The sequence below is a fragment of the Halobacillus halophilus DSM 2266 genome, assembly GCF_000284515.1.
GTDB classification, from domain to species: domain Bacteria; phylum Bacillota; class Bacilli; order Bacillales; family Halobacillaceae; genus Halobacillus; species Halobacillus halophilus.
Genome location: NC_017668.1, coordinates 1,959,207 through 1,973,506, shown reverse-complemented (window position 1 = coordinate 1,973,506; position 14,300 = coordinate 1,959,207). Strand labels below are relative to the sequence as shown.

Sequence of the window (14,300 nt, the reverse complement as noted above, 5' to 3'; positions counted from 1 at the left end):
TTCACCACTATTATGTAATTTCTAATTAGAAAGGTGGTTACTTGAAATGAAGATTCTCTTTGATAGGAAAAAAGGAGATCCATGGCACAGTTTTCAAGTTGGCAAGTGGCAGGATGAAATTAATGTACGTGATTTTATAATGAAGAATTTTGCTCTCTATGAGGGAAATGAGAAGTTTTTAACAGAGCCGACAGCAGATACGATAAGTTTATGGGATCAAGTATTGGACTTAGCAAAACTGGAAAGAGAAAATGGCGGCGTCTTAGATTTAGACACTTCAATCGTATCTTCCATTACCTCCCATGGACCTGGTTACTTAAATAAATCCGTAGAGAAAGTGACAGGTCTTCAAACAGACGCTCCTTTTAAACGTTCGTTACAGCCTTATGGCGGAATTCGAATGGCTTCCGCAGCAGCAGAATCTTATGGTTTTCAGTTGGATAAAGAAGTAGAAACCATTTTCACCACGTATCGGAAAACACATAATCAAGGCGTTTTTGATGCCTATACCCCTGAAATGAAACTTGCAAGGAAAGCTGGAATCGTTACTGGTCTCCCTGATTCATATGGGCGTGGGAGAATTATAGGGGATTACCGGAGAGTGGCTCTTTATGGTGTTGACCGTCTTATTGCAGGCAAAAAACAGGATTTACTACTGATGGGAAACACTATGACCGAAGAAATCATTCGTGATCGCGAAGAAACAAGTGAGCAGATTAGAGCGCTTAAGGAGTTAAAACAACTAGGATCCGCCTATGGTTTCGATATATCACGCCCTGCTGAGAACGCTCAAGAAGCTTTCCAATGGTTGTATCTAGGATATCTAGCAGCGATTAAAGAACAAAACGGTGCAGCTATGAGTCTGGGACGTGTATCTACTTTTCTTGATATCTATATTGAAAGAGACTTAGAGGAAGGTCTCTTAACTGAACAAGAAGCCCAGGAACTCGTAGACCATTTTATAATGAAACTCCGGCTTGTGAAGTTTTCGAGAACTCCTGAGTATAATGAATTATTTAGCGGAGATCCGACCTGGGTAACCGAATCATTAGCGGGGGTTACGCTTGATGGACGGCCTCTGGTTACTAAAAATTCTTATCGATTTCTCCATACGTTAACTAATTTAGGAGCGGCACCTGAACCGAATTTAACTGTCCTGTGGTCAGTAAGACTGCCAGAACACTTTAAAAAATACTGTGCAAAAATGTCGATTCAGACGAGTTCTATTCAATATGAAAATGACGATGTAATGAGAGAACGGTATGGTGACGATTACGGCATTGCCTGTTGTGTGTCCCCGATGGCAATTGGCAAGCAAATGCAATTTTTCGGAGCCCGGGCAAATCTTGCTAAAGCCCTGCTTTATGCCATTAACGGTGGGATCGATGAACGGTTAAAAATCCAAGTTGCCCCTCCTTACAAACCGATCACTACAGAGTACTTGGATTATGATGAAGTAATGTCAAGGTTCAATAACATACTTGAATGGTTAGGAGGTCTTTATGTAAACACGTTGAATGTTATTCACTACATGCATGATAAATACAGCTACGAACGTATCGAAATGGCGCTTCATGACCGTGATGTCCACCGTACAATGGCTTGCGGTATCGCAGGTTTATCCGTAGTAGCTGATGCTTTAAGTGCAATTAAATACTCAAAAGTAAAAGTGATACGCGATGAACAAGGAGTGGCAGTCGATTATGTTGTCGAAGGGGACTATCCCCAATATGGAAATAATGATGACCGGGTTGATCAAATTGCCGTAAGTCTAACAAAGCAGTTTATGAATAAAATTAAAACTCATCACACATATAGAAAAGCTGAACCGACTCAGTCCATCTTAACCATTACTTCCAATGTCGTTTACGGTAAACTGACCGGAAGTACACCAGACGGTCGCAAAGCAGGCGAACCCTTTGCTCCAGGAGCAAACCCTCTTCACGGCCGGGATTCTCACGGATCACTTGCTTCTTTAAGCTCAGTCGCAAAGCTTCCGTTTGAATATGCGCTCGATGGTATTTCTAATACATTTTCTATTGTCCCTCATGCTTTAGGAAAAGAAGAAGACACACAATACTCTAATCTCGCAGGCTTGCTTGACGGTTATATCATAAAAGGTGGCCATCATTTAAACGTGAACGTCTTTAATAAGGAAACGCTTATGGATGCGATGGATCATCCTGAACTATATCCACAGCTTACCGTTCGCGTTTCGGGATATGCTGTCAACTTTATCAAACTAACTCGGGAGCAGCAGCAGGATGTTATCTCCCGCACTTTTCATAACAGCTTATAAAAATAATGTGAATGAGCTCATAAGGAGGAACCAAAATGCCCCACTTCAACCATACAATGAAGGCAGCTGTTGTGCATGATTTTAAACAAGATTTAGAAATGCAGGATGTACCTGTACCAAAAGTCGAACATGGCCAAGTACTGGTGAAAGTTAAAGCCAGTGGAGTATGTCATACAGACTTACATGCAGCCCATGGAGATTGGCCAGTAAAGCCTAACCTTCCTTTAATCCCCGGCCATGAAGGCGTCGGTGAGATTGTAGAGGCCGGCCCCGGTGTCACCCATGTAAAAGTTGGCGATCGGGTAGGTATTCCGTGGCTTTATTCCGCATGCGGACACTGTGAATACTGCCTTTCAGGACGCGAAACACTTTGTAAAGATCAACAGAATGCAGGATATTCTGTTAATGGCAGTTATGCTGAGTACTGTCTCGCTCATGCAGATTACATTGTCAAAATTCCAGATAATTTAACTTACGTTGAAGCTGCTCCTCTATTCTGTGCAGGGGTGACCACTTACAAGGCTTTAAAGGTAGGAAATGCCAATCCTGGAGATTGGGTAGCCATTTATGGAATTGGCGGCCTTGGACATGTAGCTGTTCAATACGCCAAGGCTATGGGATTTAACGTTATAGCCGTTGATCCGTTTGATGAAAAATTAGAATTGGCACAACAATTAGGTGCAGATAGGACCATTAACCCGCTAACTGAAAACTCTGCAGAGTTTATCCAACGCGAAATCGGAGGCGTCCAGGCTTCTATCTGTACGGCTGTTTCTAAACAAGCCTTCGGTGAGGCCTACAGGGCAGTTAAACGTGGTGGTAAATGCGTAGCGGTTGGACTGCCTCCGGAAACGATGGAAGTTCCAATATTCGATACGGTGTTAAATGGAGTCAGTATTGAAGGATCCATTGTCGGAACCAGAAAGGATTTACAAGAGACTTTACAGTTTGCAGCTGAAGGAAAAGTAAAAACTATCGTTGAGACAAAAAGATTAGAAGATATTAATGAAATATTTGCTGAGCTTGAAGCAGGTAAAATCAATGGAAGAATTGTATTAGTGAACGATTAACCACCCCATTTCTGGAAAGGAGGCTGATCCCATGAGAGGACGTATTCATTCTATAGAAACTTGTGGAGCTGTTGATGGACCCGGCCTCCGTTACATTATTTTCACTCAAGGCTGTCTGCTTAGATGTCAGTACTGTCACAATCCTGACACCTGGAAGATAAGGAGTGGAAAAGAAATGACTGTCCAGGAAATCCTTCAGGATATTAAGGATTTCCTCCCCTTTTTCAAGGCTACCGGAGGAGGCGTGACAGTGAGCGGAGGAGAACCATTGCTTCAAATTGATTTTTTAGCCGAACTATTTAAAGAGTTGAAAAAGATGAATGTTCATACAGCCATTGATACTTCAGGAGGCTGCTTTAATCGTGCTCCCCACTTTCTTAAGAAACTGGATGAAGTACGTACCTATACCGACCTGGTGCTGCTTGACTTGAAACATATTCACCAAGAACGGCACAAAGATTTAACAGGGGTTTCCAACGCTCATATTCTGGATTTTGCCACCTATTTATCTGAGAATCAAGTACCCGTTTGGATTCGGCATGTACTGGTCCCTACAATTAATGACCAGGAGGAATATTTACATGGCTTAGCTGATTTCATTCAAACACTATCCAATGTAGAAAAGGTTGAAGTTCTTCCTTACCATCTTATGGGAGTCTATAAATGGAGGGATCTAGGGCTGTCATATAAGCTAGACGGAATTGAACCTCCCTCTCAAGAGCACGTGACCCATGCTCGTCAGATTTTAAATCATATCTCTCACTAACCAGCGAAGCAGGTTCCTGCCTGGATTCTGCTTCGTTTTCTCAAGCTAATGTAAACGTTAACAAATACGACACAAATTACCTTTTCAAGATCACTGAAGTAGTGGTATAATAAAAGTGTAAAGAAGATAAGAAAAAAACTTAAACAATTTAGGTGGCTCAACCATCGCGAGTTCGTTTCCAAGCGAACCTTGACTCAGACTGACAGTAAAGGGAACACATTTCCTGTGTAAAGGATGCAATCAGCCCAAACTAAGGTCGAGTCCGAAACTGCGCTCAATTATGGGTGGATTAAAGCCACTGCGTTTCACTCGTCAGACCATGACCCTTCAAGACAGTTAGGAGACTTTTTTGAAGAGGTAGTCAACCTGTTGAAACAACCTGTTACCATTTTTACAAATTGGACTTAACCAAGATGAAGAAGGAAACGAATTCTCCTTAGAATCATTCTTCTGAGTATGAGCAAGTTAATTAAATATGTAGGATCTAGGATGATTCTTACATGGTTGGGTCACCTAAGTTGTTCACTACTAAAGCCTGTTATCCAATAACGGATAACAGGCTTTTTTTATATGAAAATATCTAAAATTTTTGTGGCTCTAGAATATTTGTTGGGGTAGATAAAAAATTTGGTATAAAAAAACACGCAAGCTCCAATCTTTACTACACTTGAATTGTCGAGAAACAAGCAGTAAAGGAGTTGCGTGTACGTGTATTCTAACATGCCCATACCAGGACTACAAAAGGCGATAATAAAGAAAAGTGAAGAAGTAGAAGGGGGATTTCATCTTCATGTGGAATTGCCGAGAAAGAATCACAGGTGTAAGGATTGCGGAGAATGGACCGATCGCATCCACGACTACAGAATACAGAAAATCCAACACCTTAAAATCTTTGAACGTACCACCTCCCTCTTCTACCGAAAACGTCGTTACCGTTGTAGGTGCGGGAAACGATTTTTTGAAGATAACGACCTGGTTGAGCGGTATCAGCGTCACTCGAAGGAGTGGAACCAGGCCTTAGGCCTTCGAGTCATTCAGGGAAAGAACTTCAAAGATACAGCTGACTTATTTCGTACTTCTCCAACCACAGTTATGCGCCGCTTTGATGAGTTGGCCATGCCTATGTTGGAGAAGGTGGAAACCCTTCCGCCTGTGATTGCGATTGATGAATACAAAGGAGATACGAGTGCAGGAAAGTACCAAGTCGTCATTGCCGACGGAGACACCGGTCAACTCTTGGATATTCTTCCGGATCGTTCCGTGGATACCGTGCGAGATTATCTTCGCGAGAAGGGATCGGAGGTCGAGATGGTGATTATGGATATGAGTCACGCCTTCAAATCGGCCGTCCAAAAAGCCTTGGGCAGCCCTATCATTGTGGCTGATCGTTTTCACTTCTGTCGCTACATCTACTGGGCTCTCGAACGAGTGAGAAGGCGTGTTCAGAAAGAATTTCATCATTACGATAGGAAGCAGTGTAAGCGAAAAAAGCATGTCTTTTATAAGCGTGAAGAGAACTTAACGGAAAGGCAACGCTGGCATCTAGAACGCTACCTAAGCATGTCGGAAGACATGCGTACCTCCTATGAATTGAAGGAATCTTTTAGAGAATGGTTTGAGAGAGCGAAGAACATTGGAGTTGAACAACCGTCTCAGGTTAAGAAAGAGTTACATAACTTCTATAAGCAGGTAGAAAAAGCAGGTGTATGGGAGTTTATGCAGGGGATTAATACTTTGAAGAATTGGCAGAAAGAAATCTTGAATAGCTTTACTTTCAATTATAGCAATGGATTCGTGGAGGGACTAAACAATCAGACGAAGGTTATTAAACGAAATGCCTTTGGTTTCAGGAGATATGATCGTCTTCGATTGAAGGTCCTCCTTCATCATCAATACAAACATATAAGAAATTTTCAAGTTGGTTAAGGGGCAGGAGCTTGCCTCCTACCCCAACAATTGACTTAGAACCATTTTTGTTTCCTTCATGGAGTCCGTATTAGACCTTAGCGTTTCGCCCTCAGAAAAGAACCTTTAGAATAGCTGTACTTTGAATTTTCGGATGAGATCTGTCATAGTTTCAATTGATACGAATTTCGATTATATTAAGAAATTATAGGGTAAATTTTATATAGTGAATCGAAATATGACTTGAAAGGGTTGTGGTGAACAAAATGCTATACATATGGGATATCGAGGAAATCATTAAAACTACTTTAGAGCAGCATCGCTTAGATATAAACTACGAATCTAACAATAGTCTCTCAGCACCAATGAGTTACAATGTTTCTACAAATACTATCCGCTTTCATTACCTGGAAGTAAATGGTTACATGAGTAAGGTGAAAATAAAAGAGAGCGAAGAAAATCTTGTGAAAATTATTTTATATCACGAGATTGGCTACTACCTTACTTTTAAGAAGCACAAACACGACCTGAGAACACTCATGTACGGTGGCGATGAAGAAATTGCAGAATTAAAATCCATCATAGAAACCAATGCATGGGATTATGGAAGAACCCTTGTGCCCGAAGAACTTGTTGAGTCTTACGATCAAGTTCGTGAATTGGACAAAATGCTTATTAAAGGTCTGTAATTAGTCATCCCGATAAATACTAAAAGGTTTTCACGAGTATATTTAAACTTGTGAAAACCTTTTTTATTTTAAGCTCTGTTTAGTTTATTATGAAATTTTCATAAGAGGCTTATTACGCAATAGGGCCGTATACTGTAAGACTCAATTTCGAGATATCGTGTTAGTCTGTAGGCCCTTCGGGGGACGATTTCGCTTTCCGCGGGCATGTGCTGAGCCTCCTAGAGCAAGCTCTGCGGGGTCTCACCGATCATGTTCAACCCGCAGGAGTCTGCATCGTCCCCCTTCGGACCTGCCCAAAATCAGAAACTCGAAATCATTTAAGACATCGATGGGTTCATGAAAAAAGCATGGGATCAAGAGGCTATTTTCATGCTATAACGATGTGAAATAGACTGTCACAAAAGCATTTAGGACCGATTAAGAAGGAGAGCATCCTTTCTTATAATAGCGTCCGTTATTCTGACTCGGCTGGGCTGGTGGGGAAATGGCGAGACTCCCGTGGGAGAAGGATCTAGGTGAGACCCCACAGGGAGTGAAACGACTGAGGAGGCTCACCAGTTCCCCCACAGGAAAGCGAGTTATTTCCTCACCAGCCCTCTTCCCTTTAACGTAACGGACCCATTCATCTCGAAATCAAGTTTTCAACAAATGGGAGCTTTACCTTAAAATCAATACGGAAGTTTAATAGAGCCTACTTTTAAAGAATTCTCCATCCTTTTACTGTTCGTCCGATTAATTCTCAAAAAAGATGTGTTGACCACCACTTTTAATCCTTCTAAATTACATGGTTCTTTCATTTAATGTAAAGAAGGAGGACATGCCATGTTTTTACTATTGATCAGACAAATCTTTCTAGGTTTATCAATTGCCGCTCCTATTGGACCGATAAATTTAGAAATTATCAGAAGGGGAATTTACCAGGGATTCTGGCCCTCCCTATTTGTAGGAGCAGGAGGAATGACAGCTGACCTAACACTTATGTTTCTGATGTATAAGGGATTATCCGAATACTTAACTTTAGGTTCAGTTCAAGTCTTTCTATTAGTCCTTGGCGCTCTTGTCTTAACTTACACGGGGTTCCAAAGCCTCTTTAGCAAGGATGATGATATTACCGTTTCATCTAAGAGGGAAAAAGATTTACGCATTGGACTCCTTGGCCCTTACCTTACCGGTCTATCCCTGGCAGCTTTTAATCCATTAAATATCCTGTTCTGGCTTGGGATCTACGGTTCCGTTTTAAGTGAAACTTTTCAAGAAGATAATGTAATAAAAGCTTTCTATATAAGCAGTGCCATTTTTATTGGAGTAGGATTATGGAATTTAAATTTAGCGCTTACCGTTCACTTTAGCAAAGGTATTCTGAAACCACGAATACTTAGAGCAATCTCAGTATGTTCGAGTCTATTTTTACTGGGTTTAGGAATTTATTTTGCCTATAAAGCGGTCGTATCTATCCTTCCCTTCATAACCTAAGTCAGCCTTATAATTTATGCTTACAACACTTATGGCTTTTTAGAATTTTAAAGAATAGATCGGTAACCTATTCTCGAGCATGTACCTCTTGCTCAGAAGAGTGTTTTCGTTGAAGCAGTGAGGAAACCCAGAACAAGATGATGATAGCAGCAAGGTCAAGCACCCTGATTTCTCCATATTCAAGGATCGCATAGACGAATGATACAATATAGAAAACTCCAAACAAAGCTGAAATATAAGATAATAACTTTTTCATAAAACTTCTCCTTTTTAAGAAGATTTCTTCTAAAATCTTCAAGGTCTACAACGTTAAGTTTACCTGTCCACTCCTAATAAGATATTCATCTTAATTAAGCATCAAATTATGGACTTATATTCATCACTAACATAAGAACCACCGGAGTAAGGAACAGTAAAGATAATAAGACAAGACATAATCCGTGCACAACTTTGTTCCCTCTTTCTTTTTCCTTAAAAAATCCTTGAGCAGCCAAAATAATACCCGCGAGCGAAACAGGAATAACTAAAAAAATGAGCCCATAGGAAATCCATGATATTGTATAAAAAAAGACGGCGGCTATACTAACGAAGAAAAATGTTATGAAACACAAACTAAATGAAGCCTTAGCAAGTCCAGACACCCCCCTCCCCCTTATCGTTTCAGAAGCTTAAAGTAAAGCATTACTGAAATATAATAAACTACGGTCAAAATAACAATCAGAATAACAGCTTCCACAATTTTTTCCATTTTATATTTATTCGAGTATCCTAGAAAATAAAGTAGCCACGAGACAATAGGAACTACACCCAGCCAATACATAAACTTACGATTTTCCATCTAACCGACTCCTACTAATTAATAATTTATTCTGTTTCTCTTTTCCTTTACGAATCATTAGTTAAACCGTTTTATTGCTTTCTTACTTTTATAAAATTTTTTCAGGCTAAGCTACGACCCAAACGTATTGTTGAACTGTCCTTTCCTTTAAGAATAGTCTTCCCCTGGCTGCACAAGCTATCAAAAAGGAGGTTGTGCTGCCAAATGAACAAACAACGTGCCCAGCAAATAGCTGTATCTCCTGTAATGGCTCATGTTACCTTTAATAATCAGCCAATATACATCCAACATGTGGATGAAACAAATGGCACAGCGCGAATTTATCCGATTGACCAGCCAGAAAATGAGTTGGAAGTTTCGCTTAATGAATTGCATGAACTGATCTAAACTAAAAGAGCATCCTTCTGAATAATGAAGGGTGCTCTTTGGTTTATTAAAGAGGGGCTGTGCTTTCTCCTTCCACCAGGTAAACCGGTAGTGAGATTCGGCGATTCTCAACCGGCCATGCGTTGCTTTTTATCTGTTCAAAAAGCAAATTCACTGCAGTTACTCCCTTCTTACCTACATCCTGCTTAATTGTAGTAAGCTCCGGAATCATGTAGTTAGTAAAATAAACTCCATCAAATCCAGTAATGGAAAGATCTTTCGGGATCTCATACCCTTTTTCATTCAGACGCTTGTATAGGCCGAGAGCAGTAATATCGGAGAAGCATATGACCGCTGTGATTTCCGGGAATTTCTCGATTATATCATCGGCAGCTGCATAGCCACCTTCGGCTGAAGTATCTGTTTCGATTAGGAGGGATTCATCATAACTGTCGAAGGCTGATAATTCTTCTTTGCAACCCTCCCACCTAAAGTGGTTGACCGAATTATAGGTTAGCTTCCCTGACAGAAGGGCTACCTTTCGATGTCCTAGTTGAAGTAGATGCTTAGCAGCAGCGGCGCCTCCTTGTTTGTCATCAATACGCACCTGATATAGACTTACATCCTCTAGATAACTGTCGATATACACAGCGGGAATATTGGATTCTTCAGCTACTTTTACAAAAGAGGAGTTCTCTTCAGCTCCAACGATAATCACACCATCGAGGTTTCTTTGATTAATAAATGCCGATAATTCTTCAGCTGAATCGATACCCTTCAATACGATGGAAAATTCATAACCGCTCGCTTCTGCTTCAATTCCTGAGATCAATTCCCAGTAGAATGGATTATCTTTAAGCTTTCGTTCAGGCTGAGTTACAGAAACCACCACACCGAATAAATATGATTTGTTCGTCCGCAAATTTTTCGCCGCTAAATTACCTTGATATTGGTATTGCTGAATGACCGAGCGAACTCGTTCAGCCGTTTTTTCGGATACTCTTCCTTTATCATTAATCACATTGGATACCGTAGCTATCGAAACATTCGCTTTCTCTGCAATATACTTGATCGTTACTTCTTTTGGCAGCACGTTTGGAAACCTCCGCATGGAACTAATCATTTATTATGTTTTAAATAGTAGCATATCTTGGAGTGGTTTCGTATCGATTTTGCCAGTAAGAATCAAAAAAACCCCCTCTGGAAGTCGCTGAGGGGGTAATCAGATTAGTTTTTCACTTTAACCACTACGGTCGTCAGTGGCTCTAGCGTGATGCTGTCTTTATCCAGTGTAAAACCAGACGGGTCTTTTACTTTTTTCGTACCTGCTTCGTCTCTATCCACCAGAACCTTTTCTTTTCTAAGATCTTCTTCAAGCGAAAGCGAACGTTTCTCGCTGTCCGCGTTTATGAAAACGTAGTAGGTGCCTGTATGATCTGTGGACTCATTCCTGTAGCCAATCAGAAGGTCAGAGGATTCGATTTCAGGTGCTTTGATTAAGCTTACATTTTCATTTACCAGCTCCTCCGTGCCTAAACGGAAAGCATTAGTGGATTTTCTAAGCTCAATCAAACCTTTCGTGTATTCCATGGTTTCTTTATGAATTCCTTCTTCCTTAACTTTATCCCAGTCAAACATGTTGACTGCATCAGAAGAATCATAGGAATCGTGTATGAAGTAAGGGTTATCGAACGGTTCACCATTTTCATCTACCATATAAGTGGATTTTTCTTCTGGCACGCCGTCTCCCTTCCATTGCTTCGTTCTTCCGTATTCTTGACCAGCATGAAGGAAAGAGATGCCTTGACTTGTTAAAATCATAGAGTTACCAATTCGGATCCTTTTCTGAATCTCTTCTTCGTGTTCTGCAGGATCTTTTTTAATGGATTGGGCAATCACATCATGCAGCGGTAAATTATCATGGGCTGCAATATATTGAACGATATCTCCCGGATCATCTTCTGACACATTTCCAGGCTGGGCTTTAATATTGTTAAAAATCGTGTCAATATCTCTAGCGCCTCCGGTTATGAACCTGGGTTCACCTTCACTGCCAAATCCGGATTTTAACTCATTTCTTATTTCATCTGAAAAAACCGCTGCGCCGTTAGTCTCGTCCATCCAGTCCTGATCAGCGGGCGTAACTTCATTCTCTGAACTTCCATCTCCTACAAACGTGCGCCATCCTTCCCCAAGCATGAGGATATCCGGGTTGATTTGTTTGGCTTCATCGTAAGCTTTTTGGACGCTTTCTGCATCCAGATCACCCATTAAATCAAAGCGAAAACCATCAATCTTAAATTCGTCAACCCAATATTTTATGGAATCTACCATAAGTTTTCTGGACATCGCATGAGTTGTGCCGACTTTACCGCCGCCATAACCGATTTTAGCGTTCCCTTCTTCATCCATAAAATGATAATAATCTGGGACCAGATCCTCGAGGATACTTACCTTGGCTGTATGGTTATAAACGACATCCAATACTACACCCATTTTATGTTTATGAATTTCTTTTACCAATTCTTTAAATTCTGCAATACGGGCTTCAGGGTCTGTAGGACGTTCGGAATACATCCCTGTCAGAGAGAAGTAGCTGTGGGGGTCATAGCCCCAGTTATAGTTATTGTCCTTTGAAGAATACTCCAGCTCCCGTTCATCAGCTTCAAATTCATCGCCAAAATAATATTTCATGACGGGAAGAAGCTGTATGTGCGTTACACCTAATTCCTTCAAGTAATCTAACTTTTCACCAAATGCTTCAAACGTGCCAAATTGGCTATCCAGCTCAGATTCAAGATCCGGGTCCGAGGTAATATCCCGTACATGCGCTTCCCAGATAATGGCATCTTCTCTTTTTTCAAATCCTTTAATTTTAGCGTAGTTAAGCTTTGGACCAATAGATGAAGGATCTACTATTGCCGCTTTACCTACTGTGTCTTCATCATCATCTCTGGAGGCAGCCATCGACTTGGCGTAAGGATCAAGTGCTGTCCTGGTCTTACCGTATGCTTTCACTTCATACTGGTAGTAATAACCAGTTAAATCTTGAACTCCAGTGTTCTGCTCATTTAGGGTTATTTCAAAGACCCCTTTTTCACCTTTAGTCATAGGGACTGACTTTTGTACAACATCATTCTGGTCCTGTTTATCGTAGAGAGTAACCGATACCTGTTCAGCTACAGGAGACCATACTTTGAGTTTAGTTGATCCATCTTTGTAAAGGGTAGCTCCAAGATCGTTTCCATCATAGGAAAATTTCTTATCAATCAATTGCCAGGACGCCTTCGCTTCTGTTTCCTGATCATTGAACTTTACCGTGTAGGCTTTCGTTACCTCCAGGACTTGCTTTATAGTTAATTGAACCGTTTGACCTTCTACCTGAACCTCTTCGATCGTTAATGTCGTGCCATCGGGCTGCTCAATTGAAAAATCCCCTTTTGTCCAGTCGGCCGGTACATTACTTACATTAACTTCTACTTGATGATCGTCTGTAATTTCAGCATAAGTCAGTTCTGTAGAAATTTCCGGTTGTTCTACATACACATCGGCGTCACCCTGAACAAGCCAGAATTCTCTTTCACCTGAACTTGGAAAGCTTCTGTCTCCAGGTGTGTCCTTATCATCACCTTTATGTACGATAAAATTAAGTCCATTTTCAATATTTTCTACCGGTATGTCAGCATAAGCTCCCCAATCGGAACTGTTCTCAAAAAGTACGGGGTTACCCCAATCCACAACGTAATTGATCGCGGGGTTCTGATCATCTTGATTCCATAAGTGCAAGCCCCAGTCTTTATACTCTTCATCCATACGTTTATAATGCACTCTGATATGATCCTCAGGAATGATTGATTCGCTCATATCTTCTCCACCTGCAAAGGATGGTGTGGGAAAAAAACTCATAAATAGAAACATAAAGAAACAAATCCCTCCAACAATGAAACATTGCAATTTACTCAAATTTACCCCTCCTTAAATTTTAAAAACCTAAAAATTATAAACAACATAATGATTAAACGTTTAACCACGAGAATAAAAAAATGGAAGCGTTAATTTAAAACGCTTTCAAAGAAAAATATAACATAAATTGGAGAGTTTTTAAGTTAATATGACAATTTTTAGAAAAGATTGGCACAATTACCTAAACATATTTTCTCATTTCTATTTAGTATTTATCATCTTGCACTTGGTACGTTATAAATGTAAAATATGATAATTCAATGAATTTTTTCCGAACATAATGCATATAAAAGGCATTTAATGTTAATTTACCTTATGTACATTAAATGCCAATGTATTTAGGAGGCATTATCGATGAATAAAGAAGATTTACAAACTAAAATTGAAGAAACAAGAAAATATATGTATGAAGCTTACAATCAAGGTGAGGATTACAATAAAGTTGTTAACATCTCTCAGCAGCTGGACGATTTACTAAACAAAATGGTAAAGATCAAGAGTAATTGTAAGTTTGTTTTACTTCTGCTCCCTATCCTTATATAAAAGCTTAGAAGTATTTGATATAGCATCCGCTAAATCTTAGGTGAATACACCCTATTATCAATGACTTAACACAGCTTTAACCCTAATAACTTCAAAGCTTAATCGGGTCCATATTTTTCATGATTCTACTGTCTAACAATTCGGGTAAGTAATGCTCATGTTTGTTTACAAAAATTCCATTGGTCACCTGCTTTATAGATTAAAATGATCATATCTACTATTTGTGAGCATATTCAGGAAACTGGATGTTTTCCTTTTAATTGAGCAGTTTCAATGCACCTTTTGTCCACTTGTGCTAAGCTTTAATGAGTTAAAAATTGCGGCGTCTATTCATACCTTTTGAATAGACGCTTTTATTTTTTTACCGATCCTAAATTAGGTGTTGAGA

Annotated in this window: 12 protein-coding genes; 8 read left to right on the top strand and 4 right to left on the bottom strand. The window is 40.1% G+C overall.

Features of this window, described 5'->3' with window-relative positions:
- The first annotated feature begins 46 nt into the window (after window positions 1–46).
- The 6 genes from pflB (at window position 47) to HBHAL_RS09645 (ending at window position 8,202) form a co-directional block, all read left to right on the top strand.
- Window positions 47–2,299, top strand: coding sequence for a formate C-acetyltransferase (gene pflB, locus HBHAL_RS09670; RefSeq protein WP_014643212.1), 2,253 nt, complete (start codon window positions 47–49; stop codon window positions 2,297–2,299).
- 56 nt (window positions 2,300–2,355) lie between these two features.
- Entirely contained in the window at window positions 2,356–3,369 is a 1,014-nt protein-coding gene (adhP, locus tag HBHAL_RS09665; RefSeq protein WP_041601641.1) for an alcohol dehydrogenase AdhP, read from the top strand.
- A gap of 31 nt (window positions 3,370–3,400) precedes the next feature.
- Complete coding sequence (gene pflA, locus HBHAL_RS09660; RefSeq protein ID WP_014643210.1) at window positions 3,401–4,135, top strand: pyruvate formate-lyase-activating protein; 735 nt, start codon at window positions 3,401–3,403, stop codon at window positions 4,133–4,135.
- 702 nt (window positions 4,136–4,837) lie between these two features.
- Window positions 4,838–6,061: an ISL3-like element ISHaha2 family transposase gene (locus HBHAL_RS09655; RefSeq protein ID WP_014642899.1), complete on the top strand. Its 1,224-nt coding sequence runs from the start codon at window positions 4,838–4,840 to the stop codon at window positions 6,059–6,061.
- 245 nt (window positions 6,062–6,306) lie between these two features.
- On the top strand, window positions 6,307–6,729 hold the full coding sequence (locus HBHAL_RS09650) for a hypothetical protein (protein WP_014643209.1): 423 nt from the start codon (window positions 6,307–6,309) through the stop codon (window positions 6,727–6,729).
- Between the two features lie 822 nt (window positions 6,730–7,551).
- Window positions 7,552–8,202 carry a LysE family translocator gene (locus HBHAL_RS09645; RefSeq protein WP_014643208.1) on the top strand — a complete coding sequence of 217 codons (651 nt, stop codon included), beginning with the start codon at window positions 7,552–7,554 and terminating at the stop codon, window positions 8,200–8,202.
- A 67-nt stretch (window positions 8,203–8,269) separates the two neighbouring features.
- Here the strand turns inward: HBHAL_RS09645 and HBHAL_RS09640 are convergent, their stop codons facing one another.
- Both HBHAL_RS09640 and HBHAL_RS09630 read right to left on the bottom strand, forming a co-directional pair.
- Window positions 8,270–8,458 (bottom strand): hypothetical protein, encoded by a 189-nt coding sequence (locus tag HBHAL_RS09640; protein WP_014643207.1) that lies wholly within the window; start codon window positions 8,456–8,458, stop codon window positions 8,270–8,272.
- 396 nt (window positions 8,459–8,854) lie between these two features.
- Window positions 8,855–9,040, bottom strand: coding sequence for a hypothetical protein (locus HBHAL_RS09630; protein ID WP_014643206.1), 186 nt, complete (start codon window positions 9,038–9,040; stop codon window positions 8,855–8,857).
- 204 nt (window positions 9,041–9,244) lie between these two features.
- Between HBHAL_RS09630 and HBHAL_RS09625 the strand changes: the two genes are divergently transcribed.
- Window positions 9,245–9,427 carry a small acid-soluble spore protein H gene (locus tag HBHAL_RS09625; protein ID WP_041601312.1) on the top strand — a complete coding sequence of 61 codons (183 nt, stop codon included), beginning with the start codon at window positions 9,245–9,247 and terminating at the stop codon, window positions 9,425–9,427.
- A gap of 46 nt (window positions 9,428–9,473) precedes the next feature.
- Here the strand turns inward: HBHAL_RS09625 and HBHAL_RS09620 are convergent, their stop codons facing one another.
- A complete protein-coding gene (locus HBHAL_RS09620) occupies window positions 9,474–10,499 on the bottom strand; it encodes a LacI family DNA-binding transcriptional regulator (protein ID WP_014643204.1) in 1,026 nt (341 codons plus the stop codon).
- Window positions 10,500–10,633: 134 nt separating this feature from the next.
- Complete coding sequence (locus HBHAL_RS09615) at window positions 10,634–13,369, bottom strand: pullulanase (RefSeq protein ID WP_014643203.1); 2,736 nt, start codon at window positions 13,367–13,369, stop codon at window positions 10,634–10,636.
- 354 nt (window positions 13,370–13,723) lie between these two features.
- Here HBHAL_RS09615 and HBHAL_RS09610 point away from each other — a divergent pair, with 354 nt between their 5' ends.
- The gene (locus tag HBHAL_RS09610; RefSeq protein WP_014643202.1) at window positions 13,724–13,912 is read left to right on the top strand and encodes an aspartyl-phosphate phosphatase Spo0E family protein; all 189 of its coding nucleotides are present in this window, start codon (window positions 13,724–13,726) and stop codon (window positions 13,910–13,912) included.
- The last annotated feature ends 388 nt before the right edge of the window (window positions 13,913–14,300 follow it).

What these genes read in the sequence shown, in the direction of transcription:
- HBHAL_RS09610 (WP_014643202.1), top strand. Translation starts at nt 13,724, where the DNA reads ATGAATAAAGAAGATTTACAAACTAAAATTGAAGAAACAAGAAAATAT.
- HBHAL_RS09640 (WP_014643207.1), bottom strand. Translation starts at nt 8,458, where the DNA reads ATGAAAAAGTTATTATCTTATATTTCAGCTTTGTTTGGAGTTTTCTAT.
- HBHAL_RS09645 (WP_014643208.1), top strand. Translation starts at nt 7,552, where the DNA reads ATGTTTTTACTATTGATCAGACAAATCTTTCTAGGTTTATCAATTGCC.
- HBHAL_RS09630 (WP_014643206.1), bottom strand. Translation starts at nt 9,040, where the DNA reads ATGGAAAATCGTAAGTTTATGTATTGGCTGGGTGTAGTTCCTATTGTC.
- adhP (WP_041601641.1), top strand. Translation starts at nt 2,356, where the DNA reads ATGAAGGCAGCTGTTGTGCATGATTTTAAACAAGATTTAGAAATGCAG.
- HBHAL_RS09625 (WP_041601312.1), top strand. Translation starts at nt 9,245, where the DNA reads ATGAACAAACAACGTGCCCAGCAAATAGCTGTATCTCCTGTAATGGCT.
- HBHAL_RS09650 (WP_014643209.1), top strand. Translation starts at nt 6,307, where the DNA reads ATGCTATACATATGGGATATCGAGGAAATCATTAAAACTACTTTAGAG.
- pflB (WP_014643212.1), top strand. Translation starts at nt 47, where the DNA reads ATGAAGATTCTCTTTGATAGGAAAAAAGGAGATCCATGGCACAGTTTT.
- pflA (WP_014643210.1), top strand. Translation starts at nt 3,401, where the DNA reads ATGAGAGGACGTATTCATTCTATAGAAACTTGTGGAGCTGTTGATGGA.